Raw genomic sequence first — 26,596 nt, 5'->3', positions numbered from 1 at the left:
TAAAAATGCAATTGATCCGCGTCGAAATATGGCATGAAGATTTCGGCCGGCGTTGATACCTGGTCGATCATCTTCAACTCTTCCATGCCGGCGAGCAATCGATCCAATCCCAGCGAGGCACCCACGCCGGGCAGTTCCTGGCTCGTATAAAGCTCGGCCAGATTATCGTACCGTCCACCGGAGCAAACGCTGCCTAGGCTCGGCAGATCGTCGAGAAAGGTTTCAAAGATCACACCGGTGTAGTAATCCAGACCGCGGGCGATCGAGACGTCAACCTTCAAATTCTCGCGCCTAACACCACCTGCAGCAGCGCCCAGTACAACTTCGTAGAGTCTGTCGACGCCAGCTTCACCGACCTCGCTACCCGTGACAAGGATTTTTGATTCAGCTAGAACCTTTTCGTCGCCGCCTGCGAGCGTTGCGAAGTGCAATACCGTGTCAGCTTGCTCCCACGACGCTCCTGCGGTTTCCATTATTTCCTTCACGACGGCATTGGGCCCGATCTTGGCCAGCTTGTCGATCGCACGCAACACCGGTACGGCCTGCTCGGTCAGTCCTGTGCGTTCGAGCAATCCGCGCAACACCATGCGATTGTTGACATGGATGTGAAAGCGTTCGAAGCCGATGGCACGTAGGAGATCGTGCATCACCAGTATCGTCTCGATATCGGACGCCGCGCTGCGGGTTCCGATCGTGTCGAAGTCGCACTGCATGAACTCACGATAGCGGCCATGTTGGGTATTCTCGCCGCGCCACACCGTGGCGATGTGGTAGCGCTTGAACGGCATCCCCAATTCGTGGGCATGCTGCGCCACGAACCGCGCCAGGGGCACCGTCAGATCGAAACGCATGCCCACCCAACGCTCGCCCGGGTCCTGAAAGCGGTAGAGCTGTTTATCGGTCTCGTCCCCCCCCTTGCCGGTGAGGATGTCGAGATATTCCAAGGCCGGCGTATCGATGGGACTGAAACCGTATGAGCGGTACACGCGCCGTGCGGTGTCGATGATCCGTTCGCGGGGAATCATCGAGGCGGGCAGATAATCGCGAAAGCCTTTTAGCGTGCGCGGTTCGATGCGTGTCGGTCGGTTCAAGCTCGTCGGTCCTGAGAGATGGCCGCCGCGGCCGGTTTCGATGCAGGGCGGCCCGCCCCTACCACTTAGGGCAGTCCGTCAAACAGCGCCACGACTGCAGTTCACGTTAGCCAATAATGGGCAGCAGCGGGGGCCTGCGGCTGCGGAAGCTGTGCCGCTTTTTGTCTGGCAGGATCGCCTCGACATATTCGTCGACCTGCTCGGACGTCTCAAAGTAATGCTCGTAAACCCAGTCGTCCTCGTATTCGCAGTTATCCGTCGAGTAGTCGCGGCAGATCTGCGGCCGGGTTTCGTAAATGCCGCAGCGATTGTCCGGCAGCAGGTGCTTGCAGGTCGTGTGAACCAGCAGATACCAGCTCCCATCTTCGACAAACACCGTCGCGTCGGCGTGCAACAGATACCAGCGGATGTAGTCGAATTCCTCGTGCGTCGTCGGGGTATCGATCGGCGCGGCCAAATAATGACAGCACTTGGCCGGACAATGATCGCACAGACATTCTCCCGCCGGCAGCTCTTCGCGGCGGATTTTGCGTTTGGCGGTCGCTTCCATCGACGCATCCCTTTTTCAATCGTACACCAGGAACAGCCCTTGCCGGGGAATTGCCAAGCATGGCTCGCTGGCGCGAGCGTCATCGGCAGAGTCCACGGTGCGTCTAGGGTAGCAAAATGGGCCGCGCGCGGCTAGCAGCCGTGACCCACGATGGCCTCAGTCCCAGATGGGCAAGGCGTTTGCCGAAGATAGGGCTAGCCACCTGTGCGATGACGGCGGCAACCTGCGCTCAGTCAATTCCGATGTCGGCGGGAATGCCGTCCGCCGTGACGCGATCCAGCGTCCGCTGATTTGGCGCGATGTAGCTGTGCGCCAGGCCCACGGCAACAAGTGCCCGGATCGTCAAGTAAGTAACATCCAGTTCAAACCAACGATGACCATGGGCGGCGCTGCGCTGATCGGCATGATGGTTGTTGTGCCAACCTTCGCCGTTAGAGATGAGGGCCACCAGCCAATTGTTCCGACTGTTTTCGTCGGTTGCATAATTACGGTAGCCCCATACGTGGGTAACAGAGTTGACGCTCCAGGTGATGTGCCAGACGGCCACAGTGCGAACGAACACGCCCCATACCAGCAGACTCGCCCCCATTTGTGTCGCACCAGCCCAGGTGCCCGTCAGTGCTCCGCCCAGGCATGCCCCGGCGATATAGAACACGACGAACTGGGCGATATTGACCCAAAGCCAGAAATGATTGCGCTCGAAACGCATGTAGAACGAATCGCGCAGCAGGTCGCGGCCATAGCGGTCGTAGGCGGCGATGGAATTCAGCCCTCGGTTTTCGACAAACAGCCAACCCATGTGCGACCACAGAAAATTGACGAGCGGCGAATGGGGGTCGGGCTGCTCATCCGAGTGTTGATGATGTACACGATGTGCGACGACCCAGCGGACCGGAGTATCCTGCAGGCAGCAAACGCCCAGTACCGAAAGGGCATGTTCCAGCCACAGCGGACAGACGAAGCTGCGATGTGTCAGTAATCGGTGAAAGCACAGGTTCACCCCCAACGTCCCGAACACATACAGTCCCAACGCAGCGGCGGCCACCCCCGTCCAGCTGAACAACCAAGGCACCACGGCGCACAGCGCCACGCCATGGTAGGCAGCGACGCCGGCCACATTGCCCCACATCACGCGGCTGCCGGCCGCCGTCGAGGGGTAGGCGAGTGATCGATCGGCCGACGGCGCGGGCGCCGCGTGGGGCAGGCCCAGCACGGTCGATGCACCAGACTGGGCATCGTGCGGAACAATTAGCCGACGGCCCGCACGTACCCGTGTTGGTGCAATTTCAGACTGCATGTCATGTCACCTGGGCCAAGTCTTGGAAAAGCGTGCCAACGCCGGCCGCCCCGCGCGTAGAGAGCTTTGAATGTTCAGGACTCATTAGCGCTGGACAGTTCGCACTCTGCCAAGTCGCTGCTAGCAGGACCTCGTTGATTCGTTCGATGCCAGACTAAAGAAGATGTGCATTACGGGTCGTCTGGCGCAGAGGAATAGGCGTTGTGAAACGGAATCTGCCTACCGCTCAAAAGGGTGGCCGCAAGGCGGCCTATGTTTAGTCGAAAAGGCCATTTTTAGTCAATCGATCGCAGCTTCGATTCATAGCGACGGCGGCTAGCATGGCATTGCTAGCATTGTCGTGTCGATTGGCGGGAAATCGCTCGGGTGGGAACTTGTCTTGTTCCGGACAACGTGCGGCGATTATTGTTACGGCAGTCTTGGTAACGAATTTCAAAAGAATGCAAGGAAGGGTCCACGGATGGACCAGCAGGCTCAAGCTACGCGGGCCGACAGCCCGCAAGGTGATAAGTTGCCGTCGCATGAGCGCCGCATCCGTTTTGACGGAGCGCATGCGCCGGTTCCGCGGCCGATAACGGTATTCTCGACACCAGGCGCGCGCGGCTCCAACTAAATGCCAGAGCGCTACCGGATTCCCGCCGGGACCGCAGTCAAGGCTTCGCGCGCCTTTCCATTTTGCTGCTGGCACGTGCCGCTGTCGGCTCGAATTGCACACCCGCCAGCGTCACTACAATGTTTCCTCGCGCGCCGTCAGCACATACCGTGGCGCGGAACGCCGCGGCGAGCAAAACTTGCTTCGAGCCACACCGGACCGGCTCTTCTGCTCGCTTAACACGGTGCTAAGCTTGCGTATGTCGTTTGGGGGGCCAGTTCGGCGGGGTGGCCAGCTTGTTAGCTTTGCTGCCGGCCGCGGCCTTACCGTCTGATCGACCAAGCGGCTCCGTTTTTATTACTACCAAATCGTGTCAGCCCCACAGCTTGATATGCAGGTCAACATCACCGCCGTCGGCCCCGATAATTGCGGACTCGCCGATCCGATCGTGCACTACGTCACCGGACAGGGTGCGAATATTTCCGAAATCCAGATGTACGACCACGATGAGCAGCGCGTCTTTGCGATGCTGCTACGGATCGAATTGCCGGCGGATCGTTTCCCCCATTTGCGCGCCGCCATGGCCGAAATTGGGCAGCGTACGGCGCTATCGATTCGGGTCTGGTCTCCGGAGGAACGCGCGGCGCGACCACGATTGGCCATTTGCACCACGATTCGACCGGAGCCGGCCCTCGCGGTGTTGCGCGCCGTACGCGACGGGCGCGTGAAGGCCGAGGTGCCGCTGATGATCGGCAACCGGGCTAACTGTCGCTCGTTGGGGGAGCAATTCGGCGTCGACTGGCATCATATCGGCAATGAGCAGGGCGCGGTCGACGACGATCGGATGATCGAGCTTTGTGACGAGTACCAGATCGATTACATAATCCTGGCTCGCTACATGCGCATTCTGCCTGCCTCGAGTTGCTGGAAATATGCCGGCGGAAGAATTATCAATTTGCACCATGGACTGCTCCCCAGCTTTCCGGGTATGCGTCCTTACCACGAGGCCTACGCCAGCCGCATGCTCACTTACGGCTGTACGTGCCACTTCATCGTGCCCGACTTGGACGCCGGCAATCAAATCATCTACCAATCGACGTTCACCGTGCCGCCGGGCATGCCGCTGGATGACATCATCCGGCTCGGTCAGGAAGACAACGAACCGCACTGCCTGGTCGAGGGAGTGAGGCGCGTGGTCGATCGAGAGGTACGGCTGCACTTTCACCGGGTCGTGGCCGCGAAGTAGGTACGGAAGGCCACCCCGTCGCTCGGTCTTCGCAACGTGCCGATCAGGCTCATCAGAAACGCCGCAGACGATCCAGGCACCAGCGGATCTCGCTCCAGGCCAGCACCAGGTAGGCCACTCCGCCGACCGCGATTTCCAAGATCAGCACCGCCGCGGGGGGCAGCCAGGAAATGCCGACCAGTGCCTGCCGCGCCGCGAGCACGATGGCGCCCATGCCAACCGCCGCCAGCGCCGGTCGAACGAGCTGTTTGGCCCAGGCGACGACCGAGACGTCGACCAACCGCAAGCATAAAAGCATGTAGGGAAGGAATAATACCAGGCAGGTGGTGAGCGAGTATCCCCAAGCGACGCCCAGCGTCGCGTGTCCCCAGGCACGTCCGACGGCCAGGCCGACGAGCACACCCGGCACGACCACCAAGAGCATCGCGAGCAATCCGATCAGCATGGCGCGCCAATGGCCGGCCGAAATAAAAATGCTACCTGCCATCATGACGAATCCCTGGACCAGAATCGCGGCCGCCAGCGCCGTCAGTAACGGACCAGCGGGGGCCCATTTCTCCCCTCCCAATACGACCATCGTATCGCGGGCAACGATCATCAGCCCGACGCCCGCGGGAAAGCCGGCTACCGCCAGCAGTCGCTGAAACGCCAACACGATCTGGGCATAGTGCGGATGGTCGTGAACGCTGCGCGATAGCGCCGGCAACATCACGCTGCTCAACGGAGTGGTAAGCACAACGACGGGTTTCATCATCACGGTGAACGCCTGGCTATAGAAACCAAGCGCTTCGCGCCCTAGCAAAAAGCCGACCAGGATCTTGTCGATGTTTCCCAATAAGTGCAGCACGATCTGGCTGGCCGTGAAGTAGCCGCCGAACCGCAGCGTACCGCCCACCGGTTCACCGTCACGAGGCCGAAGTGGCCTCCACGGCTCCAAGCACCATGCGACCGCCGCCAGAGCCACCAACTCCACATATTGCTGTACGATCAGCGCCCACACACCGTATCCGGCAACTGCCATGCCGATGGCCAGCACTCCGCCCGCGAATTGTCCGACCAAGCGGCTTACGGCGGCGCTACCCAACCGCAGGTTTCGTTCTAGCAGGGCAATATGTTGCAGCCCCAGCGCGCTGGCAATCGACGTGGCCGAAAGTGCCACGGTGACCGTGGTAGCGTCGGGTTCGCCGTAGAACCAGGCCACCGCCGGCGCGATCACAACTGCCGCCAACGCCGTTGCAAAACCCAACGCCAAGTGTGCCCAGAACAGGGTTGACACCAGAGCGGGCGTCAACTCGCGAGATTGTACGGTAGCGATGTTCATGCCCAGCGACGTGAAGATCCGCAGGAACATGATCACCGGCAGGACCATGCCCATCAGACCAAAGTCCTGCGGCGCAATCAGGTGGTATAAGCTGGCCAGCACGATCAACGAAACGACATGTGAGGCAACCTGGGCCACCACCGTCCGGCGGCTACCATGGCGCACTGCCTGACGCAGTCGCTCCGCAGAGAACGTCGCATTCAGCGAATCGGTCGGACCAGTTTGACCGGAGATCGGCATGAAATGCAGACTTCGCGATAAAGGAAGTGGCGAGGTCGTGGAACGCCCTGGCGCCACGCGAGTTCACGTTCAACTATAGTCACTGGCGGGACCTGAAGCTGCTCGCCGCGACAGCGTACACCGAGACTCGCGCAAGGAATGAGAATTGCCTCCGAGCGCTAGCTGCGCGTCGCATTGCGCTCGAGAGCTTCGAGAACCTTCGGATGGAGGATCTCTCCTTCGCGCACGACAAGAGCCTCGCGTGTGATCTCGTCTTCCAGGTCGAGTTGCAGCTTTCCTTCCTTGACCAGCAGTGCGAGAAAGCTGGCCACGTTCTTGGCGTACATTTGGCTGGCATGTTGGGGCACGGTGGCGGGCAAATTGTCTGGGCCGAGGACCGTGACCCCTTGATGCACGACCGTTTCCCCTAGCCGCGTCAGCTCGCAGTTTCCGCCGCGTTCGGCCGCCAGATCGACAATCACCGAGCCGGCGTGCATGGCCTCGACCATTTCGGTTGTGATCAGGATAGGTGCTTTGCGACCGGGAACCGCGGCCGTGGTGATGACGACGTCTTGCCTGCCCAAAGCGCCGAGCAGTAGGTCGCGTTGGCGACGATAGAACGACTCGTCGAAAGCCTTGGCGTAGCCACCCGCATCCTGCGCGCCTTGCGTCTCCAGCGGCAAATCAAGGAACTTCGCCCCGAGGCTTTGCGCTTGATCCTTTACGTCCGGGCGCACATCGTAGGCTTCGACAACTGCACCCAGGCGCCGCGCCGTGGCGATGGCTTGCAACCCGGCCACGCCGACGCCCAGCACCAAGGCTCGGGCGGGGAGCAGCGTACCAGCGGCGGTCATCATCAGGGGAAACATTTTTGGCAGCGCAGAGGCGCCGAGCAGCACGGCCTTGTAGCCTGCCAACATGGCCATGCTCGACAGCGCGTCCATCGATTGCGCGCGGGTGATGCGCGGGATCATTTCCATAGAGAGCGCGGTGACGCCGCGCGCCGAGAATTGCACAAGCGCTTCGGGAGCACCCAGCGGGTCGCAAAACCCAACCAGCGTTTGTCCCCGCCGCACCAGGCCTAAATCGGTAATGCCGGCTTCGCAGTTGGCCCCCAGGGCCCGGACGTGAACCATGAGGTCGGCCGCGGCAAAAACCTGTTCGCGGGTCGGCACCAATTCGGCGCCTTGATCCAGATAGGCCTGATCGGAAAATCCGGCGGCTTCGCCGGCGCCGGATTCAACCAAGCAATTAATACCAGCCTTGGCCAGTGCGGCCAGCACGGCCGGTACCAGGGCCACGCGACGCTCGCCCGGATAGGTCTCTTTGACAACGCCACATTTCATCACTTGATTGCTCGCTGGCCGCCCGGGTCGGTGCAAACGGGAAAATCGCCGCAACGGATCACCAGTCCCGCGGAGCGACGGCGGTAGTCCGTCCGCAGGCAGGAAGCTAAGGCCCTGGCGACCTTGGACTTGCCGCCGGGACACTGCTTGGATTCCCCCGCTGGCGAAGGAATTGCGTCCAGGTTAGGTTCCTAGCCTTGATCGAACAAGTCACAGGCAGTAAATTGTCAGTTTCTCATTTGCCAGAACCCCGCCACCGGGGATAAAGAGGTTCTCTTGAGTGCCACGATGAAAAGCTACATGGCGAAGACGGGCGAGGTCGAGCAGAAGTGGTGGCTCGTAGACGCCACCGATCAGGTTGTCGGACGCTTGGCCGCCGAAATCGCCGTGATCCTGATGGGCAAGCATCGCCCAACGTACACGCCGCACGTCGATACGGGCGACTTCGTGATTGTGCTCAACGTCGAAAAGATCAGCTTTACTGGCAACAAGTGGCAGAATAAGAAATATACGCACTACACCGGCTATACGGGCCTGCGCACCGAGACGGCTGAACACCGACGCGACCGTCGGCCTGAGCTAATCCTCAGCGAGGCCGTGCGACGCATGCTCCCCAAGAATAAGCTGGCGGCCAAGATGCTCTCGAAACTCAAGATTTACGTGGGGAGCGATCATCCGCACCAGGCACAAATGCCCGAGCCAAAAGAATTCGTGCTGAAGTAGATCACACAGAAATCAATAACTAACGCTGCCATAACGTGCTCGGCCAATCGATTCAGTGGCCGACCATGACTGCAAATTTTACGAGGTAGTTGATGTCCACCGTCGAGACTCCCGCCGCTGCGAAAAAGAATAACGGAGATGTCCTGGGCACAGGGCGGCGCAAGACGTCGGTGGCGCGAGTTCGCGTGCGACCGGGTAATGGCACCGTTACAATCAACGGTCGTCCGTTGGACCATTTCTTTGTCCGCGAGCAAGACCGCAATGCCGTGCTGGCCCCACTGGTGCAAACTGATCGCGTAACGAGCGTCGATCTGCACATCAACGTTCACGGTGGCGGCATTACCGGTCAGGCCGGTGCCTGCAAGCTGGGCATTGCTCGGGCGCTTAAGAAGTATGACGTGACGTTGGAAGAACCGCTTCGCCAACAACACATGCTGACGCGTGACAGCCGCATGAAAGAGCGCAAGCACTACGGTCTCCGCGGTGCCCGCCGTGGCACTCAGTTCTCCAAGCGGTAGCCCGGAAGCCATCGGCACGGTTCCAGGATCCCCGCGATTTCCGGAAATCGGCGCCGCCAGTACTGGACTCTGGCGTGGCCTTCGATGGTCATGCTTCCGCCGGGAGCAAGGGCGCGATCACCGCGCCTTCACTGAATTTGATCGGCCGACCCACCGGCGACATCTCTTCGTGCCGCTGGTCGATCCCTAAAGCCGTCAGGATCGTGGCGTGAACGTCGGCCACGCTGCGGGGGTCGGATACTTCACGTCCGCCCTCAGGATCGGTGGCGCCAATCACCTGACCGCCACGGATGCCACCGCCGGCCAATGCCATACTAAACCCGTGCGGCCAGTGATCTCGCCCGTCGAGCGGATTAATTCGCGGCGTACGCCCAAACTCGCCGCCGCACAGCACCACCGTGCGATCCAACAGTTCGTGTTCGCGGAGGTCGGCCACCAGCGCCGCCAGTGCCGGGTCGAGCGTGCGCACTAGCTCGCTGTGGGTCTCGTGATTGTTCGTGTGGCTGTCCCAGCCGGCGAGCGTCACTTCGACGCAGCGGACGCCCTGCTGGATCAGTCGACGCGCGGCTAGGCAACCGCGCCCGAATGGTGTATCGCCGTAGCTGCCGCGCACGGTCGCCGGCTCGCCTGCGACCTCGAATGCTTGCAATTGCTCTGAGCTCATCATCACCAGAGCGCGCTTGACCATCTCGTCGTGCTGCGTGGCCGCGACTTGCCGCCGGCGCCCCGTCGCGAACGATTGATCAACAATATTCCGGTCGCGCACGCGTGCTTCGTGGCGTTCGTTCGAAACCCGATTGGTGACATCGGACAGCCGTTCGGCCGGATCGAACGTCTTGAACGCGTCGTACTGATTGCCCAAGAATCCACCGCGAGATGGCCACTGGTTGGGCAATATCGACACGTGCCGTGGGATCTCCGTATCGCCGACGGGCAGTTGATGGCAGCAGATCGCGCCAATCGAAGGATGGAGGATCGACTGGTCGGGCCGATACCCGGTCTTGACCAGGTAGGTGCCCCGTTCGTGATCTCCCTCTTTGCTGACCAGCGACCGCACGAGCGACACGTGCGACATCTGCTCCGCCAGACGTGCAAACCCGTCGGCCAGCTGGATACCGTCAACCGCCGTGGGAATTGCCGTTGTCCCGCCGGAGATGGCTGTGCCGGGGTGCGGATCGAACGTTTCCAGCTGGCTTGGGCCGCCAGCCAGCCAAAGCAGGACCACTGACTGTGCTGGCTCGCGTGGAGACTGTTGCTCGGCGCGGCGAGCCAGCGCGTGAGCCAGGGGTGTTAGCCAGCCCATGCCCGCCAGGCCAGCCGCCTGCAGAAGGCGGCGGCGGCTGATGCTGTGGCGTGGACCACCATAAACAGTCGCGGGATTGGCTAATGATTCCATGAGAACTCCGCGCTGTTCACTAGCGCCCAATAGATATCCTCCATCTGTTGACGCCGAATAGAGCCGCGGCTGTCGGACAGTTTGGCGACGAAGTGCTGCTGCTCTTGGGCTGTGGGTTGCCGCGCAAGGCAAGCCAGATAAGCGATTTCGATGGCCTTTTCGTCGGTAGACGCGAGTGCCGCGATCTGCGTCGCGGCGTTTCCCAGCAGGTTCTCCTTGGTTTTCTCTTTGACCAGAGTCCCGTTCATCAGCAGCAGCCTCTGCGGAACCGTGCCCCCCTCCAAGGCGAACTCATCGGCCCCCAGATCGCCGTAGTGTTTCAGGAATTCTGCCTGTCCAATCGCGCGGGCCGCGCGCACCAGGATATGCGACTGGTAGTCGAGCGTCGCCAGTGACGAAGCTTGCAGCAGACTGCCCACCACTTGCTCGGGTCGCAGTCGCGTAATGGGAAACTTGGACCATGCGTCGGGCCGGAGAGGGTCTGCGGCGCCGTCGAGCGTGTCTCCCTCTATCCGGCTATCAAGTTGAAACGCCTCGGACGACGCGATAACCTCGATCAAACGTCGCAAATCGTATTCATGAGCGACAAAATCTTCGGCCAGGACGGTGAGGGCCCGCGGCGCTTCCACGTCGAACGAGATATCGTCGATCGGTTCCACCAGCGGTCGCCCCAGGAGTAGAGCCCACACACGATTAACAGTGGCACGCGCGAAGGCCTTGTTGGCGGAGTTCGTTACCCAGTCAGCCAATCGTTGCCGAGGCGTTCCTTGCTTGGGAAGAAGGTCGACCGCGAAGGGAACGCCAGCGACGACGATCTTAGGATCGCCACTGACGGGATCGTCGATCTCGGCCGGGCCTTCCCGATCGCGAATGCCGCGCAGGGAATTCTCCGTCTGGCCAAAAAAGCCCGCCAGCGCCTGAAAATCACTTTGCTTCCACGGCCGGAACGGATGATCGTGACACTCGGCGCAATCAAGCCGTACGCCCAACATAGCACGCGAAACGCGAGCAGCCAGCAGGTTGGCATCGGGCCCCTTGCCAGCGTCGGCCTGCACGGTGACTGTGACAAAGTTCGTCGCCGGCTTGTCGGTCCAAATGCCGTCGGTCGCAATCAATTGTGCGACGATCTCGTTGTACGGCCGGTTGGCATGGATCTCGTCAGCCAACCACGAGACGAAGCGGCGGCGGCGATAAATCAGAAATGGGCCGTCGTCCGTGCCCACATAGGCGCGTGCCAGCCGCTCGGCCAGGTAGTCGCTGGAGCGCCGATCTTCGAGTAAGCGATTCAGCCACCAGGCGAGACGACCATCGTTCGTGTGTGATTCGAGCTGCCGGATCTCCGCCAGCGAGGGAACCGTGCCTGCCAGCGCCAATGACAGTCTCCGCACGATCAATAGCTCAGGCGCTCGCCGCGCAGGCTCGATACCTGCGGCGTCCCACGCCTTGCGAAAACTGGAATTCAAGCGCTCGACGCTCGGATGCAAATCCGCAGTGGGTGCGCGAAGAGCGTCAGGGCCAGCCGCCGGAGTGTGGACCGGCGACAGGCTCGCCGCCAATGCCACGGCGCCACCCAGGCAAACTGCGATAAAGAGCAGATTCCGACCCCACACGGGCGTATCTCCGCCGGATTGATCGAGGCGGTCTTTCGTCAGCCCCATCGTAACGCGCAACCTCAGCAAGTTCTTCGTCAGCCGGGACAATTTCTTGCCCGGTGCGGGTAAGCGGAAGCCTTTCTGAACGAATCCGCTTATAGTGGAGAGCAACCCGCACGACGCGTAGTACTCCGGGAATCGGCCGATATGTCGAGATCCGTTACCTCCGCGATTCCACACGATGCGACGTCTGTCGTCGTAAGCACCTTCAGAGATGCGGGGATGTCGGATTCCGTGGAGGTACTCTGCGACCCTGTCGCACCGATGTCTGGCGCGGTCCAAATACACGGGCTAAGGCGACTGGTTGGCAAAGCACTTCGGATCTGCGACTGGCTGTTCGGCTGCGTGGCCCTCTTCATTGGCTTGGCGGTGTTGGCGACTTTGCCCGCGTTGCAATTGCTGAGCCTAGGATATTTGCTAGAGGTCTCGGGGCGTGTTGCCCGCGAGGGGCGGCTGGCGACAGGCTTTGTGGGAGTGCGCAAGGCGGCGCGGCTGGGCGGAATCGTGCTGGGGACGTGGTTGCTGCTATGGCCGTTGCGTTTCGTGTCGTTGCTGGCGAACTCGGCTCGACTGATCGAACCCGGCGGCGTGGCCGACCGTGGTTGGACGGCTGTCTTATGGGTGCTGACAGCGCTCTTTGCCTGTCACGTTGTGAGTGCCTGCTGGCGGGGCGGAAGGCTCCGTGGTTTTTTCTGGCCGCGGCCAGTTCGATTCGTGCGCGAGCTTACGCAACCGGGCGCTTACCGGCGCGCCCGCGATGCCGTGTGGATGTTCGTGGTCGGCCTGCGCCTGCCTTATTACTTTTGGCTGGGCTTGCGCGGCTTTCTCGGTGGACTGGCCTGGCTCGTGGTGCCGATCACCCTGCTAGCCGCCGGCGCCCGTGCGCCTGTGGCAGGATTCGCCGGGGGCTTGCTACTGGCGGTGGTGGTGCTTTATCTCCCTTTTGCGCAGGTACACTTCGCGGCCGAGAATCGCCTGCGGGCCATGTTTGAAGTACGCGCACTGCGCGATCACTTTCGTCGGGCACCCATCGCGTTTTTTGTGGCGCTGGTCGGTACATTGCTATTCGCGGTGCCGTTGTATCTTCTGAAGATCGAAATCATCCCTCGCGAGGCCGCTTGGCTGCCTAGCCTGGTCTTTGTGGCCTTCATCGGCCCGGCGCGTCTGCTGACCGGCTGGGCCTATGCGCGGGCGCGGCGCCGTGAATCCCCGCGGCACTGGGTATTTCGCACCGTGGCCCGCCTGGCCATGCTTCCAGTGGCACTGGCATACGTGGCAGTGGTGTATTTCACCCAATTCACAAGCTGGTATGGGATCGCTAGCTTGTACGAGCAGCACGCCTTCCTGGTGCCGGTCCCCTTCCTCGGTCTGTAGCAAATCCAGCTGCGGCGGAATCGGCATCGCGATATGCGAGACCGTGCCCGTCGCAAGCTACGAAATGATCCACAGATTTCATGGACGCGAAGAGGGACCGTGGTCCGAGAACTTCCGTATCCATCTCGTTTTGCGCAATCTACGAAATCTGCAGAACTGCGTCGTCGAGCGGCATTCCCTGGTTAACGATCCGTTTTTCTACGGAGTCGCTTGAGGAAGCGCTCCATCTCGACCACGTGCCGGACGTGCTTTCCGCGACCGATGAGCTCGTGCTCGTCGTGTGCTTCGATAGCGTACGAAACACGCCGTCCGTCAACGGCCAGCACCTCGGCCCGCGCGATCACCATGGCGCCGGCCGGCGTGGCGGCCAGATGTTCAAATTCAAAACCGACGCCCAGTGACTGCTCGCCATCGTCGAGATGCGGGATGATCGCCTTGAAGGCGGCAAACTCCATAAGCATCAGCATAAAGGGCGAACCGAACACGGGGGGCCCGGCAGGATCGTAGTGACTCACCAGGTCGGCCGAGACAACGCGTCGCGAAGCCTCGCCGCGAATTCCTGGAACGAGCGTGCTTTTCATAGTGTCGATCCTGTTGTGCAAGGGCCGAATGCCGCCGGCAATGACCGGGTAATTATGCGGCGCCATCCGGCGTTACGGAAGGAGTGCCACTATCTTAAGGCCAAGCTGCCCGCTGTGTCGGGAGTACATGCGCCGCTAGAATGAAGCAGAGCGTTGGCTGTCGTGGGCCCGCGACCCTGGCGCTCGGTAAGTCCTGAGGGAACTTCGATGCCGCGACAAAATCTCTTTATCTTGTTGATCGTCTCGATTCTGTCGGTCGTTTGCTATCGGCAGGCAGACAATGCCCATCGTAGCGAACGTGGTCGCATGTTCGACACCTTCAACGAGGTCCTCAGCGAGGTCGACCAGAAGTATCTTCGCAAGGTGGAGAGTCGCCAGTTATTCGAAGGGGCGCTGCAGGGGATGATGAGCACGCTCGATCCCTATTCCGCCTATATCGGCCCAGAGCAATACGCCGAGTTTGTCGCCACGCTGGAACAAAAGTTTGGGGGCATCGGCATCGAGGTCTCGCAAGATCCGGATAAGGGCGTGCTGACGGTCACAACACCAATCGCAGATTCGCCGGCCTTTGCCGCGGGAATCCGCGCGGGGGACGTCATTCTCAGCATCGATGGCGAAAGCACGCAAGGCCTTGAGATCAACGACGTCGTCGGCCGACTGCGCGGGTCGCGAGGAGTTGTCCAATTGACCGTGCTTCACAAAGGGGAGACTGAACCAACCGAGATTGCCATCAGCCGCGGCGTGGTGCCGGTGGCGTCGGTTCTGGGGGGCAAGCGCGACGAAAGGGCCCGCTGGGACTTCTTTCTGCCCGGGCAAGATCGCATCGGCTACGTGCGAGTGACGAATTTCGGCGAGAATACGGTCGATGAGCTCAAGTCCGCGCTCGCCGATGTTACAGCGCGAGACGCCCGAGGGTTGATTCTGGATTTGCGCAACAACAGCGGCGGCGTACTCAAGCAAGCGATTGCTACCTGCGACCTGTTTCTGCGCGGCGGTCGAATTGTCAGCACGCGCGGTCGCAATGGCGATGAAATCGAGAGTTGGGATGCCTCGGGAAAGGCCCCCTACGCACAATTGCCCCTGGTCGTGCTCGTCAATCAGCGGACCGCCAGCGCAGCCGAGATCGTAGCGGCCGCGCTGCAAGATCAACACCGTGCGATCATTGTTGGGCAACGTACTTTCGGCAAAGGTACGGTTCAAAACGTGATTCGGCTCGAGGGGGGGACCAGCTTGCTGAAACTCACCACGGCCAGTTACTGGCGTCCCAATGGCCGCGACATTCACCGCCATCCCGACGTGAAAGATCAGGAAACCTGGGGTGTCCAGCCCGACCCCGGTTTCGACGTGCCCATTGACGACGACCAGTACGCCGATCTGGTTCGCAAACGGCATGAGGGGGACGTCATCCGCTCAAGCCCCACCGTGCCGGCCGGTGAATCCGAGGGGTTGGCGGATGCTGCCTTGCAATCGGACGTCCAACTGCAGAAAGCCGTCGCCGCACTTACGTCGCAGCTTGCCACTCGCCAGTCGACGGACCCACCGTAAAAGCTCAATTAGTTGGCGACGAACCGGACAATACGGCTTGCCAATAGCGCCCGACACGGTTCCCTGTCACGATCCAACTATGCCTACCCGCTTAACATGCACTTGCCAAAGTGTTTGCAATTGCTGCTCGCAGACTGCGCCGTGTGGCGCCAGGTCGGGTACTTTACGTCGGGATCAGAATTGTCGCTAAGTCGTTATGAGAAAATGCGCAGCGTCGGTGAGCGGCGGTATGACGTTGCTTTTTTCAAACTTTGGCGCTGGAGTTGCTACATACTCCGCCGCTCTGCCGACCTGGCAGTCCTTGGCCCCACTCACGCGAGGGGAGTGGGAAGAGTTCAGGACATAGGTCGGCGGTAGTTGTACGGTCCGAGGGGAGCACAGGAGGGTGAATTGCCATGCCAATGTCTAAAGTCCACTGCAAGGTTATCGAGACGGTCTGCGACCAGACTGCCGGTCGCGATTCATTCGTCCCAGCGGAGAGGGAGTTGTCGCCATGGGCCGACCCTTTCATCGCTCGGCTGGTCGCACGCTACCGCCTGCGGGCGGCCTTGGACGATTCCTTACGGTTCCTCCAAACCGATGCGTCATACGCTGAGTGCCAGCCGACCCAATTGCCCGAAGCGAGGCGTCCGCGTGGGAGTCGGTTCACGACGACCATTGATGATTGCCCACCATCGGTCGATTCGTGGCCTTGGTAGGAGTTCTGACCCTTGGGATCGATGCGTTGATAGCACGTCTCTAGCGTTTGCTGGAAACGCAAGATGAGTCTTCTTATTTCAGAAGCGATTCCAGATCGGTGTCGAATCGCACGGAAATGACCTTCCAGTTGCCGTAGGCGCTGCCTGTCTCAACGCTACGTGCGTCTCGATAAAAGGCGATGTACCACACGACGGGATATTCTTCGCACTTATATAGGTACTTGAAGAGGACTAAATCCGCGCCTACCTTGCGGGCTTGGATTAGTTCGTACCCCCTTGCCCGTCCATAGACTGACTCCAACTCGGCCGTCTTCTTAACCAACTGCTCTCGCTGATTTTGCCTTTCAGGCTTGGCCAATTGGCTGTCGACCAGCAAAACTGCGTACGCTTCCTGAGTTCGATGGTCTCTGAGATTGCCGAAGAAATTCGTCAGACGCTCGCGCAGTTCGCTAACGACCGGACTTTCTTCTGACACCTGAGCATCTGCGACAGCGCAAGTAAAGGTCAGCGCAAGGCTCAACCAGACAAGACCGCAGGCACCTTCCCTGAACATCGGGGAATTCTCCGATTCTAGTTATTCGACCGGCGTGCTCGGTGCCGGCTGTTGTTTGCGCGTCTGCGTCATGCTGGCCGCATCAGATGCTGCGGCCAGGCGAGAGGTCGCATCGCCATTTGGGCGCGAATCTCGGCCGCGATGAAAAAGGACCCGGTCACGCACAAAAGGTGCTCTGGCGTGGCGAGCATTCGTACGGCGTCCCATGCGCTCGCCGGGTCGGCAAACGTCTGGCAGTGGTCTGCTCGTAGGTCGCGGGCGATCTCGCGCAGCTCTTCCGTAGGTACGCCACGCGGGTTGTTACCATACCTCGTGAGAAGAACGACGTCGAACTTGGGCAACAATATTGACATCATGCCGCGCACGTCTTTGTCCTGAGTTGTCGCGAAAATCAATATTCGCGGCTGCGTAGCAAAACTAGTTTCCAAAGTCTCCACCAGCGCCGCGACAGACGCCACATTATGCGCAGCGTCGACGACGATGGTCGGACGACGGCCGACCACTTCGATGCGCGCCGGCGAGTGAACGTGGGCCAGTCCGCTGCGCAAATGGGCTTCGGCAATCGACCACTCACGGTCCTGCAACTGGGCGAGCGTTGCCAGGGCCACCGCGGCATTAGCGGCCTGGTGCGGGCCGAGCAATCCCAGCAGCACGTCCTGATAAGAGCGGCTAGGCGCCGCGGGGAAGCTGAAATCCATCCGTCCGGGGCGGGGATGGTTATCCACGCCGTGCGGCGGGTGATACTGGTAATGGAAATCGCGTCCCAGCTGGATCAAGCGGCTATCGCGCTCGTGGCAAATCTGCTCGATCACGCGACGCGGCTCATCCTCGGTCACGCCCGACACCAGCGGTACGCTGGGTTTGACAATACCCGCCTTTTCGTAGGCGATGGCTGCCAACGTGTTGCCCAACTGGCGGGTGTGGTCGAAGCTGATGCTGGTGATTACGGATACCAGGGGGTCGCAAACGTTCGTCGAGTCGAGACGACCGCCCAACCCGACTTCCAGCACCGCGGCTTGTACCCCGCAGGCGGCGAACGAGAGCAGCGCCATGACGGTGGTCAACTCGAAGTAGGTGGGACCACACTCGTCCGCATAGCGGGCCGCCACCTGGTCCATTGCGTCGACTTCTGGTCTGAGACGCTCGATCAACGCCACGAGCTCATCGGCCGAGCAGGCGCGGCCGTCGACCGCGATCCGTTCTTCCAGACTTTCGAGGTGGGGGGAAGTAAAGAGGCCCGTGCGATATCCGGCGGCTGTCAGCACGCCGGCAATCATGGCCGAGGTGGATCCTTTTCCCTTGGTCCCGGCGACATGGACGATGGGCATCCCGGTTTGAGGGTTGCCAACCCGTTCTAAGAGTTCGTGCATCCGTTCCAATTTGAACTGTCGTGCCCCATAGGTCACCGAGGGCGCGCGTTCGTAGTTGATACGGTCGAACAGGTAGGCCGTTGCACGTTCGTAGTCGGTGGAACCCACGTTGCGTCCCGGCAGCGAGAATCTGTGAATTCGGCTGTGAGACGCAAGTCTAACGTCAAACGGGCCAATCGTCTGCCAGGGTCGTCATGTTGGCTATGTTGCCCTTGGCGACCCTACCGTCTCTGAATGTGCATTGGATCAGGATGGTCCAAATGCGGGCCGCGCATGCGGGAGGGCCGAAAGGGTGCGGGACCCTTCCGGCCCTGTTGTGTGGGGATCAAGGCAGGATGTAAGGTAGGGAATTTGGTAGGGCTGTCCCGCTGCGCGCGGGCTGCGTTCCTAGCACGCCCCCCGACGCGCTAGAACGAAATCGATGTGGTCGCGTTAAGATGCCGTGCCGGATAACTGTTCGTGTCTAAGCGACTGGCAAAGATTGCGGAACTCACCCAGATCGCGCTCGATAGCCCGAGCAAAATAGCGTTCCGAGGCGCCAGCGGCAGTCTGCAATTGTTCGTGACAGACTTGCAGCCGGTCGAGCAACTCTCTCATCCAGAGAAACTTGGTGTGCTGATCCATTCCTTGCCACTCCCAGAGCTGTTTCGCTCGAATGCCCGCGGAATTGAGAAGCACGTGGCGTGCCAGACGCGCGGCTGTTGCCCTGCTGCAAATGGCTTTTTCAAGACGCAAATGACACGACAGCAATGGGTTGTGAATCACCCAAGATTTCGGCACTGGAAGCCACTGGGCCCCGGCTGAGGAGTACGCGCGTGTAACTTCGACAATCCTGCTGTCACCGGGCCGACAAGATATGCCGGATATAGGGTCGCGGATCCATGGACACTACTCTGTGCAGGCGACCGCTAGGACTCTTGGCCTCGGGGAGCTACTGGTTCAGAGTCATGGGTTCGCCGCCGGTCCTGGTCGAGGCTCCTTGCCAGATGTTTCTGTCGATGCTGTTAACAACCGTGCGAACCGAGCCGTCCATCAGCGATACGTTGACGCACCCTGGGTGGTAGCTGCGGGAAGTGATGGCGGCATAGGTCACGGCCGTGGCCGAAGACGCCTCGGTGACGCCCACGAAGTCCACGTCGTAGCTCGCACCGTTGAAGGTACACAAGGCGGCACTATTAGGGGTGAAGGTCGTCGTGCAGCCCGTCTGGTTGCTCTTGCCGTCGCCCCATTCCGTATGTTCTTTGTTGTCCGTTTGATTGGGGCCCATTTTAGCTGTGCCGCCCAAGCCGCAAAGATCGCTAGGCACGTTAGGTTGCGTGGATGTCGCGGTGGTTGACCCGCTGTAATAGGAACCCCAGGCCTTGACCTCCATGGCCATCAGCGTGTTGCTTAATCCGTCTGTGAAGTCGGCCGGTCGCAGGCGGCTGTTGACATAGAACGAACCAGGCGGGGTCGTTAGACGCGTCGGATCGAAGATCAGCCAGGGACCAAGGTTCACCCCGTAGGTTCCGGGGTACGAATTCAATGAGCCATCGGTATTGAGCTTAGCCGTGTCATTGATTTCCGACGGACACATGTAGGCTGCGATACGCAGTCCCATCACCGGCGTCCCGTCCCCCATCGTCTGGTCCTCGGTGCTCAACGCCGTGTAGTTCGCGCCGAGCGCTCCTTGCTCCAGGTACGGCAGCAACCGAGACCAGACCGCAATGTCGTTCGTCTTGTCGTTCAGCACCCCGCTCCAGTACATGGCAGGCGGATATGCGGCAAAGCTCGACTCATAGTTGTGTAGAGCCAACGTCACCTGCTTGAGGTTATTAGAACATTGGCTGCGCCGGGCCGCTTCGCGAGCTGCCTGCACGGCCGGCAACAACAGCCCCACCAGAATTCCAATAATTGCGATGACTACCAACAGTTCTACTAGCGTGAAGCCCGATCGCTTTGCCGCAGTCATTTCTGTAATCCGATCTCAAAGGGTAGAGTAAGCTTTCGTTTTTCACAGATAATGAGACTCAGTATCATGTACTTGGAGCCTGATTTTATGTGGTAAAGAGCGGGTGTCAATGCGCCGTGCGGAAAACTTTTGTCTGCCGATGGCGATGAGAAGACCCCGCACGACCGGTCGCGATGACCCAAATCATTCGGGGGAAAGCTGGCAGGATCGAGCCTGTCCCCACTGGCTAGCGGGATCGCCCGGCGAATGATGACAGGTGGTCTATGCCGCGCAGAAGGCATAAGCCTTGTTTGTCGGGGGCTTCCGGCTCAGATCCAGACTCGGAACCTCCGCACGGCCAATAAAAAAACCACTGCCGGCCCGTTAGAAGGCCAGCAGTGGTCATTAATTGGCATGCTTGCTCAGCCCTCGGCCCTGTGTGGCCTTTGACAAAAGCCATCACGGCCGGGAGGGCCTTGCCCGGCACTCAACGGCGTCGCCGCCGGTGCCGTACGATCCACAAACCGGCCAAGGCGGTGCCCATCAAGGCGATGCCGGTTGGTTCGGGAATATTGTTCTTCGACTCGTGAAACGTCTGCGTGACAAACGAGAGCGTCGGAACGCCTCCGCCCACCGTCGCCGACAGGGCCAGGACGTCCTTCTGCACGATCACTTGCGAGTGTCCCACTGCGAAAGTGCCGGAATCGGACAGCTTGGTAGTCCCCGGTGAGATCGAAAAGATGCTCAAGCTCAAATTCGTGTCCGTGGGCAGGAACGTCTCGGTGACGCTGGCCACTCCGCTGCCGCCCAGCACCGAGGGATTCCCAGTGAGCGTTGCCCCACTGATATTTTTAGTGGCGTCGAGCTCGGTGACGCTGAATCCAATCAAGGCGTCCGATCCGGCTCCGCCCAGGAAGTCGATAAAGGCGCCTTGGAACATCAGGCCTACATCCCCTGCGCCGTCAACATAGGTGACGACGTTCACTCCCGTATCGCTGGGCATGTCCCCGGTATTCAGGTAAGAGAAGCTACCGAAGACAAGATCGCCAACGGTGATCGTCCCTCCCGCGGTGAGGGTGGAAAGAAGCGTCGCAGATGCCGTGGTCGGCAAGACGCTACAAGAAGCAATTGCGGCTAGTGCGCACGCGAGCAGAGATCTCTTTGCGGTCATTTGCGCCTCTTTGTGGTCTAACTTGATGTTAAGTTCGTGAGCATTGTTCCGAGTTCGCGCTCCGCGTGGATAACGGCACGCCAACGAACGGTGATGAGCGTCATCGCTGCAATGAGGCCTTCGCCCATCAAGTGCCGCAAAGAGCGCGCACGAAAACAGGAGAAAAACTGATTGGAGGGACGACGCGATGAGAGAACCCCTGAGGAGCCAGACGGCTCAACTCAGCTAGCAAATAGGTTCTCGATTCAGGTCATTAGCGTCGTCAAAGATGCCGCATAGGAAGTTGCCACGGACGGTGTGTCCATGTGCGTCGCTACCACATCTTCGCCGATCATTGCGTCCGTTGCAATAATCCAAGTAAAAAAAATCCAAAAATCCTCCCAATGTGGTTTCCGCCGCATGTTTCACAGCGGGGTTCTTCCCAGAAAAAGCAGTCTGGCAGTAAGGCATATGCTGGGAAGGTCCCGCGGGGGATGGGAGTGCAGTGGCAGATTTCCGGCCGAATAAGGGGTTGGTAGACTGGATTTTTGGCCCGTTGACCCCACTTTCTGTCGCATGCTATAAGTAATGATGAGCCGATAGTTTACGTTCCATTTCGCCAAGGCCGGCAAAGCGTGCGACAGGGCGGCTCCCTTGGCCGCCCGTGCGCTGCTGGCGGGCCTGCGCAGCCATCGAGCGAAAGTTCGCCGGCGCGGCGACCGACTCCCAACCTTCGCTGGCGTGCTATGGCCCTCGTCAACATTCGTATCTTGGACGGCGCTGATCGCGGCCGTTTATACGAGGATGTAGCCACTCCGGTGACGATCGGCCGCGAAGAAGGAAACGACATCCAACTCGCCGACGAACGAGTCAGCCGCTTTCACCTGAAGATTCAAGAAGATCAGGACAAAGTGGTGCTCACCGATCTGGATAGCACCAACGGCACGAAGGTCAACGGCGACGACACGCACCTGCGGATTTTGCGCTACGGCGATATGATCACGTTGGGTCGTTCGGTGTTGCTGTTCGGATCGCAGGAGCAGATTGCCCAACGGCTGGCAAGCTTGCGCGACCCAGAAGCCAACAATCTTGGGACGGTAGGCTCCGATCTCGGCGACGGCGATGTGCATGAAGCCAGTCTCGATTTCGAGGTCGGCTGGAGCGGCGCCACCGGCTCGCAGGCAATCTTGCACAGGCTGTCGCCCCCTGAGCTTCCAGAGCGTCTGGGGCCCTGTCAGGCCGCCCAGTTGTCCGAACTGCTCGAGTACCTTCACATTCGTATCCGCACCCTGCTCGAGTCGGTGCAAATTGATAACAAGGACAATAAGCAGGAACGCGTGACGTTGGACGTGCGGCAGTGGCAAAACCTCTTGGATTTGCAATCTCGCCTGGCGTCGTACTTGCGATCGATTGGGCGACCGCAAGAGGAAGAATAGTCCTTCGTCGCAGCTACATTCCGACGGACGATAGGCCACGCACGCCATTCGTTTCCAATCGCCGGAATGAGCCTTTTCTGGATGCTACGGCTGGCAGACCAGACCGTGCAAACCACCGCGAGACGCGTACATTACGTGCGCTATTGCGCGCGTCAGGCTCACCACTGCGATTGTCTTGTCGTCATGTGAAAGTGCTCGAGCCCTCGGCCTCACTCTGTCGCGCTGCACGCGCGTTTGTTAGAATCCAAACGGTTGCTAGCTTGGCCACATCCCGACGTATTTGCGGGCGTGGCCCAGAGGACCTCCTGTCGGCTGCAAGCGTTTTCCCGTCGCGATAAGTTTCCTTGCAGTCGATTTTTTTGCGCGGACGGATTCTTCACAGGCTCGAGGACACGATGAGCAACGCTGGTCGCTTCGTTCACCTGCACTGCCACAGCCATTACAGCCTGTTGGATGGCGCGAGTCCGATCGAAGGATTGGTCGAGAAAGCCAAAAGCCAAGGCATGAATGCCTTGGCACTGACGGATCACGGCAATCTCTACGGCGCGCTCGAATTCTACGAGGCCGCCAAGGCCGAAGGGATCAATCCGATCATCGGCTACGAAGCCTATATTGCGCCTGGCAGCCGTTTCCAGAAAGAAGCCGAAGCGAACCAAGAAGCAAGTTACCATCTGACTCTATTGGCCGAAAATCGCACCGGCTTTCAGAATCTGGTCAAGCTCGCCTCGGCCGCGTTCCTGGAAGGCTTTTACCGCAAGCCTCGCATCGATAAGGAACTGCTTGCCGCGCACAGCGAGGGATTGATCTGTCTCAGCGGCTGTGTCTCCGGCGAATTGAGCCGCGCGCTACTGCGTGGTAGTGCGACTGAGACCAATATCGAGGAAGCGATGCGAATCGCCGCCTGGTTCCACCAGACGTTCGGCGATCGCTATTTTCTTGAGATTCAAAACAACGGCGTCGAGATCCAGCGGATGGCGCTGGAAGCAACAGTCGACGTAGCCCGTCGCATGGGGCTGCCACTGGTGGCCACGAGCGACGCGCACTATGTCAACCGAGAAGACGCCGAAGCGCAAGACGTGTTGTTGTGCATCAATACGGGCCGCTTCCGCACCGATACCAATCGCATGCGGATGGAAGGAAACGAATTTTTCCTACGCGGGCCCGATGAGATGTATAAGGCCTTCCCGGGACTCGAAGATGCCGTGGCCCGTAGTCAAGAGATCGCCGACCGGGTGTCAATCGAACTGGAACTCGGCAAGCGGCACTTCCCCACGTTCGACATACCTGGCGAAAACACGTCCAACGACTATTTGCGCGACTTGTGCTTGGCCGGATTGAAAGAACGCTATGCCAAGCAGCCTGATTATTGTGTCGACGGCCAGTTGGCGCCGGCGGTGCTGGAGCGGCTCGAGCGCGAGTTGGACGTCATCAACAAGCTCGGCTTTCCCAACTATTTTCTTATCGTCTGGGACTTCGTGCGCTTTGCGCGCGAGCGCGACATTCCGGCCACGGCGCGCGGCTCGGGTGTGGGCTCGCTCGTGGCATTTGCCTTGCGATTGAGCCACGTCTGCCCGCTGAAGTACGACCTGCTCTTCGAGCGGTTCCTCGATATCAGCCGCCTCGAAGCACCGGATATCGATATCGACTTCTGCAAGGACCGCCGCGGCGAGGTCATAAACTACGTTAAAGAGAAGTACGGCGCCGCGAACGTGGCCCAGATCGGCACCTTCGGCACTTTGGCCGCGCGGGCCGCGATCCGCGACGTGGGGCGTGCCCTGGGATTGCCGATCCCCCGCGTCGACACGGTCGTCGCCATGGTCCCCGAGACCCTGGGCATCACTTTGGAAGAAGCCCTGAAGGCCAGCGAAGACCTGAAACGCGCCTACGATAACGATGGCGAGATTCGCGAACTGCTGAATCTGGCCATGAAGATCGAGGGCCTGGCCCGGAACGTGGGCACGCACGCCGCAGCCGTCGTGATCGCCGACCGGCCATTGAATGAGTACGTCCCCTTGCAGCGCGTGCAAGGCAAGGAAGAAGTCATTACGCAATGGGCCATGGGGGACGTCGAGCGGGCCGGGCTGCTGAAGATGGACTTTCTGGGCCTGCGCAACCTGACGATCCTTTCCAAAGCCGTCGAACTGATCCAGCAGACCACTGGCCGTCACGTCGACCCGTATGAATTTCCGCTCGACGATCGCGACACATTCGCGTTGCTCTGCCGCGGCGAGACCAAGGGCATCTTTCAGCTCGAAAGTGGTGGCATTCGAGACCTCTTGCAGCGGATGAAGCCGGACCATTTTCGCGACATCATCGCCACCAATGCGCTCTACCGGCCAGGCCCGCTCGAAGGAGGCATGGTCGACGACTACATCCAGGTCAAGCACGGACGCAAGCCGGCCGAATATAAGCATCCTGTGATGAAGGAGATTCTGGAGGAGACGCACGGTGTGATGGTTTATCAAGAGCAGGTCATGCGGATCCTCAATCGCCTGGGGGGCATCGAGCTGTCCAGCGCTTATTCCTGCATCAAGGCGATCAGCAAGAAGAAGCTGCCGATGATCGCCAAGTTCCGCGAGCAGTTCATCACAGGCGCCGTCGAGCAAGGACTCAAGGAACGCGAAGCCGACGAGCTGTTCGGCATGATCGAGAAATTTGCGGGCTACGGCTTCAACAAAAGTCACTCGACCGCGTACGCCCTGATTGCGTACATGACCGCTTACTTGAAGGCGCATTTTTCGGTCGAGTTCATGGCCGCCCTGTTGTGCGGCGACATTCAGGGCCGCAATTTCAAAAAGAAAGACGCGTTGGTCGAGCACCTGGACGATTGCCGGCGGATGAATATCACGGTCGTGCCGGCCGACGTAAACCGGTGCCAAGGCGAATTCGCGGTCGAGGATGGCAAGATCCTCTTCGGACTTGCCGCCATCAAGGGGTGCGGCGCGCAAGCTGCCGACGCGATCAATGCCGAGCGCCGCGCGAACGGGCCGTTCGTCGATCTATTCGACTTTTGCGAGCGCGTCGACCCATCGCTGGTCAATCGGGCCACGATTGAATCGCTAGTCAAAGCCGGCGCGTTCGACTTTACGGGGGCGCGGCGTTCGCAGAACGCCGCGGCGGTGGAGCGCGCCTTACAATCCGGCGCCGCGGCTTTGGCCGACCGCCGCTCGGGGCAGAAGGGTCTTTTTGCCGCGGATGATGAGCCGACGGTGACCGCGGCCACCTTGCCAGATCTGCCCGAATGGCCCGAACGAGAAAAGCTTGCGGCCGAGAAGGAGGTCCTGGGCTACTATCTGTCGAGCCACCCGCTGGCCGAGCACGAGGAGACATTGGCCAGCTATTGCACCCATACTGCAGTCGAGGCCACGGCGTTGGCGCACCGGACGGAGGTGGTATTAGGTGGAATCCTGGCCTCGATCAAGTTCTCGAACACCAAAAACCCCCGGCCCGGCAGTACCGCTACGAAGTACGCCATGTTCGATCTGGAGGACACGGCCGGCATGATGCGTTGTATTGTCTGGCCCGAGGAGTTCGCCAACTACGGCGAACTGGTCAAGGCCGACGGTATCGTGGCCGTCCGCGGTGCCATCGACAAGCGCCCCGGCAGCGAAGAGGCCAATCTGATCGTCAACGAAGTCATGCACCTCGCGGATCTGCCGGCGCGATTCACGCGTGGCGTGACGATCCGCGTCGACGAAGAGCCACACGGCGTTCACGGACTCGAGCAACTGTATGAGATCCTGCGTGGCTATCCTGGCAGTTGCGAGTTGGAGTTGGTCCTGCGTTTAGCCGATGGAAGCCGGGTTGCATGCGCATGCGACGGGATGCGCGTCGAGTTGACAACCGAGATGCGCAGACGCGTCGAAGAATTGCTCGGACGTGGCTGCCTGCGTCCCATTGCTTCACGTCCCAGGCCGGCAGGCGGTGGTCAAAACGGCCACGGTCAAAATGGTTATTCGCGCGGCACGGCCACGGCTCGGCGTTGACGGGATCTGGCTCAGGCGTGAT

The 26,596-nt window shown here is 60.2% G+C and carries 21 protein-coding genes; 7 read left to right on the top strand and 14 right to left on the bottom strand.

Annotation, left to right across the window (positions count from 1 at the left end):
* The 4 genes from hisS to VGG64_10355 all read right to left on the bottom strand — a co-directional run.
* Positions 1–1,025: histidine--tRNA ligase (gene hisS / locus VGG64_10370; GenBank protein ID HEY1599998.1), on the bottom strand; the 1,025-nt coding region annotated here is incomplete at its 3' end.
* Between the two features lie 172 nt (positions 1,026–1,197).
* On the bottom strand, positions 1,198–1,641 hold the full coding sequence (locus VGG64_10365) for a YkgJ family cysteine cluster protein (GenBank protein ID HEY1599997.1): 444 nt from the start codon (positions 1,639–1,641) through the stop codon (positions 1,198–1,200).
* 229 nt (positions 1,642–1,870) lie between these two features.
* On the bottom strand, positions 1,871–2,938 hold the full coding sequence (locus VGG64_10360) for a fatty acid desaturase (GenBank protein ID HEY1599996.1): 1,068 nt from the start codon (positions 2,936–2,938) through the stop codon (positions 1,871–1,873).
* Between the two features lie 256 nt (positions 2,939–3,194).
* Positions 3,195–3,491, bottom strand: a complete 297-nt coding sequence (locus VGG64_10355) for a hypothetical protein (protein ID HEY1599995.1) — start codon at positions 3,489–3,491, stop codon at positions 3,195–3,197.
* 430 nt (positions 3,492–3,921) lie between these two features.
* Here VGG64_10355 and VGG64_10350 point away from each other — a divergent pair, with 430 nt between their 5' ends.
* Positions 3,922–4,776: a formyltransferase family protein gene (locus tag VGG64_10350; protein ID HEY1599994.1), complete on the top strand. Its 855-nt coding sequence runs from the start codon at positions 3,922–3,924 to the stop codon at positions 4,774–4,776.
* 52 nt (positions 4,777–4,828) lie between these two features.
* Here VGG64_10350 and VGG64_10345 read toward each other — a convergent pair whose 3' ends face one another.
* Positions 4,829–6,337, bottom strand: coding sequence for a lipopolysaccharide biosynthesis protein (locus VGG64_10345; protein HEY1599993.1), 1,509 nt, complete (start codon positions 6,335–6,337; stop codon positions 4,829–4,831).
* 158 nt (positions 6,338–6,495) lie between these two features.
* Positions 6,496–7,662 (bottom strand): Re/Si-specific NAD(P)(+) transhydrogenase subunit alpha, encoded by a 1,167-nt coding sequence (locus VGG64_10340; protein HEY1599992.1) that lies wholly within the window; start codon positions 7,660–7,662, stop codon positions 6,496–6,498.
* Positions 7,663–7,950: 288 nt separating this feature from the next.
* Here VGG64_10340 and rplM point away from each other — a divergent pair, with 288 nt between their 5' ends.
* Positions 7,951–8,385 carry a 50S ribosomal protein L13 gene (rplM, locus tag VGG64_10335; protein HEY1599991.1) on the top strand — a complete coding sequence of 145 codons (435 nt, stop codon included), beginning with the start codon at positions 7,951–7,953 and terminating at the stop codon, positions 8,383–8,385.
* Between the two features lie 92 nt (positions 8,386–8,477).
* Complete coding sequence (gene rpsI / locus VGG64_10330; GenBank protein ID HEY1599990.1) at positions 8,478–8,903, top strand: 30S ribosomal protein S9; 426 nt, start codon at positions 8,478–8,480, stop codon at positions 8,901–8,903.
* An 88-nt stretch (positions 8,904–8,991) separates the two neighbouring features.
* Here rpsI and VGG64_10325 read toward each other — a convergent pair whose 3' ends face one another.
* Together VGG64_10325 and VGG64_10320 are read right to left on the bottom strand one after the other, a co-directional pair.
* The gene (locus VGG64_10325; GenBank protein ID HEY1599989.1) at positions 8,992–10,299 is read right to left on the bottom strand and encodes a DUF1501 domain-containing protein; all 1,308 of its coding nucleotides are present in this window, start codon (positions 10,297–10,299) and stop codon (positions 8,992–8,994) included.
* Positions 10,287–11,999 carry a DUF1549 domain-containing protein gene (locus VGG64_10320; protein HEY1599988.1) on the bottom strand — a complete coding sequence of 571 codons (1,713 nt, stop codon included), beginning with the start codon at positions 11,997–11,999 and terminating at the stop codon, positions 10,287–10,289. The genes VGG64_10325 and VGG64_10320 overlap by 13 nt, the downstream gene beginning before the upstream one ends.
* Before the next feature lie 216 nt (positions 12,000–12,215).
* Here VGG64_10320 and VGG64_10315 point away from each other — a divergent pair, with 216 nt between their 5' ends.
* A complete protein-coding gene (locus VGG64_10315) occupies positions 12,216–13,325 on the top strand; it encodes a DUF4013 domain-containing protein (protein HEY1599987.1) in 1,110 nt (369 codons plus the stop codon).
* Positions 13,326–13,507: 182 nt separating this feature from the next.
* On the opposite strand, the gene VGG64_10310 is transcribed toward VGG64_10315, so the two are convergent.
* Positions 13,508–13,906 (bottom strand): thioesterase, encoded by a 399-nt coding sequence (locus tag VGG64_10310; protein HEY1599986.1) that lies wholly within the window; start codon positions 13,904–13,906, stop codon positions 13,508–13,510.
* 207 nt (positions 13,907–14,113) lie between these two features.
* Here VGG64_10310 and VGG64_10305 point away from each other — a divergent pair, with 207 nt between their 5' ends.
* On the top strand, positions 14,114–15,451 hold the full coding sequence (locus tag VGG64_10305) for a S41 family peptidase (GenBank protein HEY1599985.1): 1,338 nt from the start codon (positions 14,114–14,116) through the stop codon (positions 15,449–15,451).
* 771 nt (positions 15,452–16,222) lie between these two features.
* Here the strand turns inward: VGG64_10305 and VGG64_10300 are convergent.
* The 5 genes from VGG64_10300 to VGG64_10280 all read right to left on the bottom strand — a co-directional run bounded on the left by VGG64_10300 (position 16,223) and on the right by VGG64_10280 (position 21,173).
* A complete protein-coding gene (locus VGG64_10300) occupies positions 16,223–16,702 on the bottom strand; it encodes a hypothetical protein (GenBank protein HEY1599984.1) in 480 nt (159 codons plus the stop codon).
* A 68-nt stretch (positions 16,703–16,770) separates the two neighbouring features.
* Positions 16,771–18,180: a folylpolyglutamate synthase/dihydrofolate synthase family protein gene (locus VGG64_10295; protein HEY1599983.1), complete on the bottom strand. Its 1,410-nt coding sequence runs from the start codon at positions 18,178–18,180 to the stop codon at positions 16,771–16,773.
* 324 nt (positions 18,181–18,504) lie between these two features.
* Complete coding sequence (locus VGG64_10290) at positions 18,505–18,696, bottom strand: hypothetical protein (GenBank protein HEY1599982.1); 192 nt, start codon at positions 18,694–18,696, stop codon at positions 18,505–18,507.
* Between the two features lie 307 nt (positions 18,697–19,003).
* Positions 19,004–20,023 (bottom strand): DUF1559 domain-containing protein, encoded by a 1,020-nt coding sequence (locus tag VGG64_10285; GenBank protein HEY1599981.1) that lies wholly within the window; start codon positions 20,021–20,023, stop codon positions 19,004–19,006.
* Positions 20,024–20,489: 466 nt separating this feature from the next.
* The gene (locus VGG64_10280) at positions 20,490–21,173 is read right to left on the bottom strand and encodes a PEP-CTERM sorting domain-containing protein (protein ID HEY1599980.1); all 684 of its coding nucleotides are present in this window, start codon (positions 21,171–21,173) and stop codon (positions 20,490–20,492) included.
* Between the two features lie 725 nt (positions 21,174–21,898).
* On the opposite strand from VGG64_10280, the gene VGG64_10275 reads away from it, so the two are divergent.
* Positions 21,899–22,588 (top strand): FHA domain-containing protein, encoded by a 690-nt coding sequence (locus tag VGG64_10275; GenBank protein ID HEY1599979.1) that lies wholly within the window; start codon positions 21,899–21,901, stop codon positions 22,586–22,588.
* A 395-nt stretch (positions 22,589–22,983) separates the two neighbouring features.
* Entirely contained in the window at positions 22,984–26,574 is a 3,591-nt protein-coding gene (dnaE, locus tag VGG64_10270; protein HEY1599978.1) for a DNA polymerase III subunit alpha, read from the top strand.
* The last annotated feature ends 22 nt before the right edge of the window (positions 26,575–26,596 follow it).

The organism is Pirellulales bacterium (assembly GCA_036490175.1).
Classification (GTDB): domain Bacteria; phylum Planctomycetota; class Planctomycetia; order Pirellulales; family JACPPG01; genus JACPPG01.
Note: the sequence above shows the minus strand (reverse complement) of the source record. Positions and strands in the feature narration are given on the sequence as shown.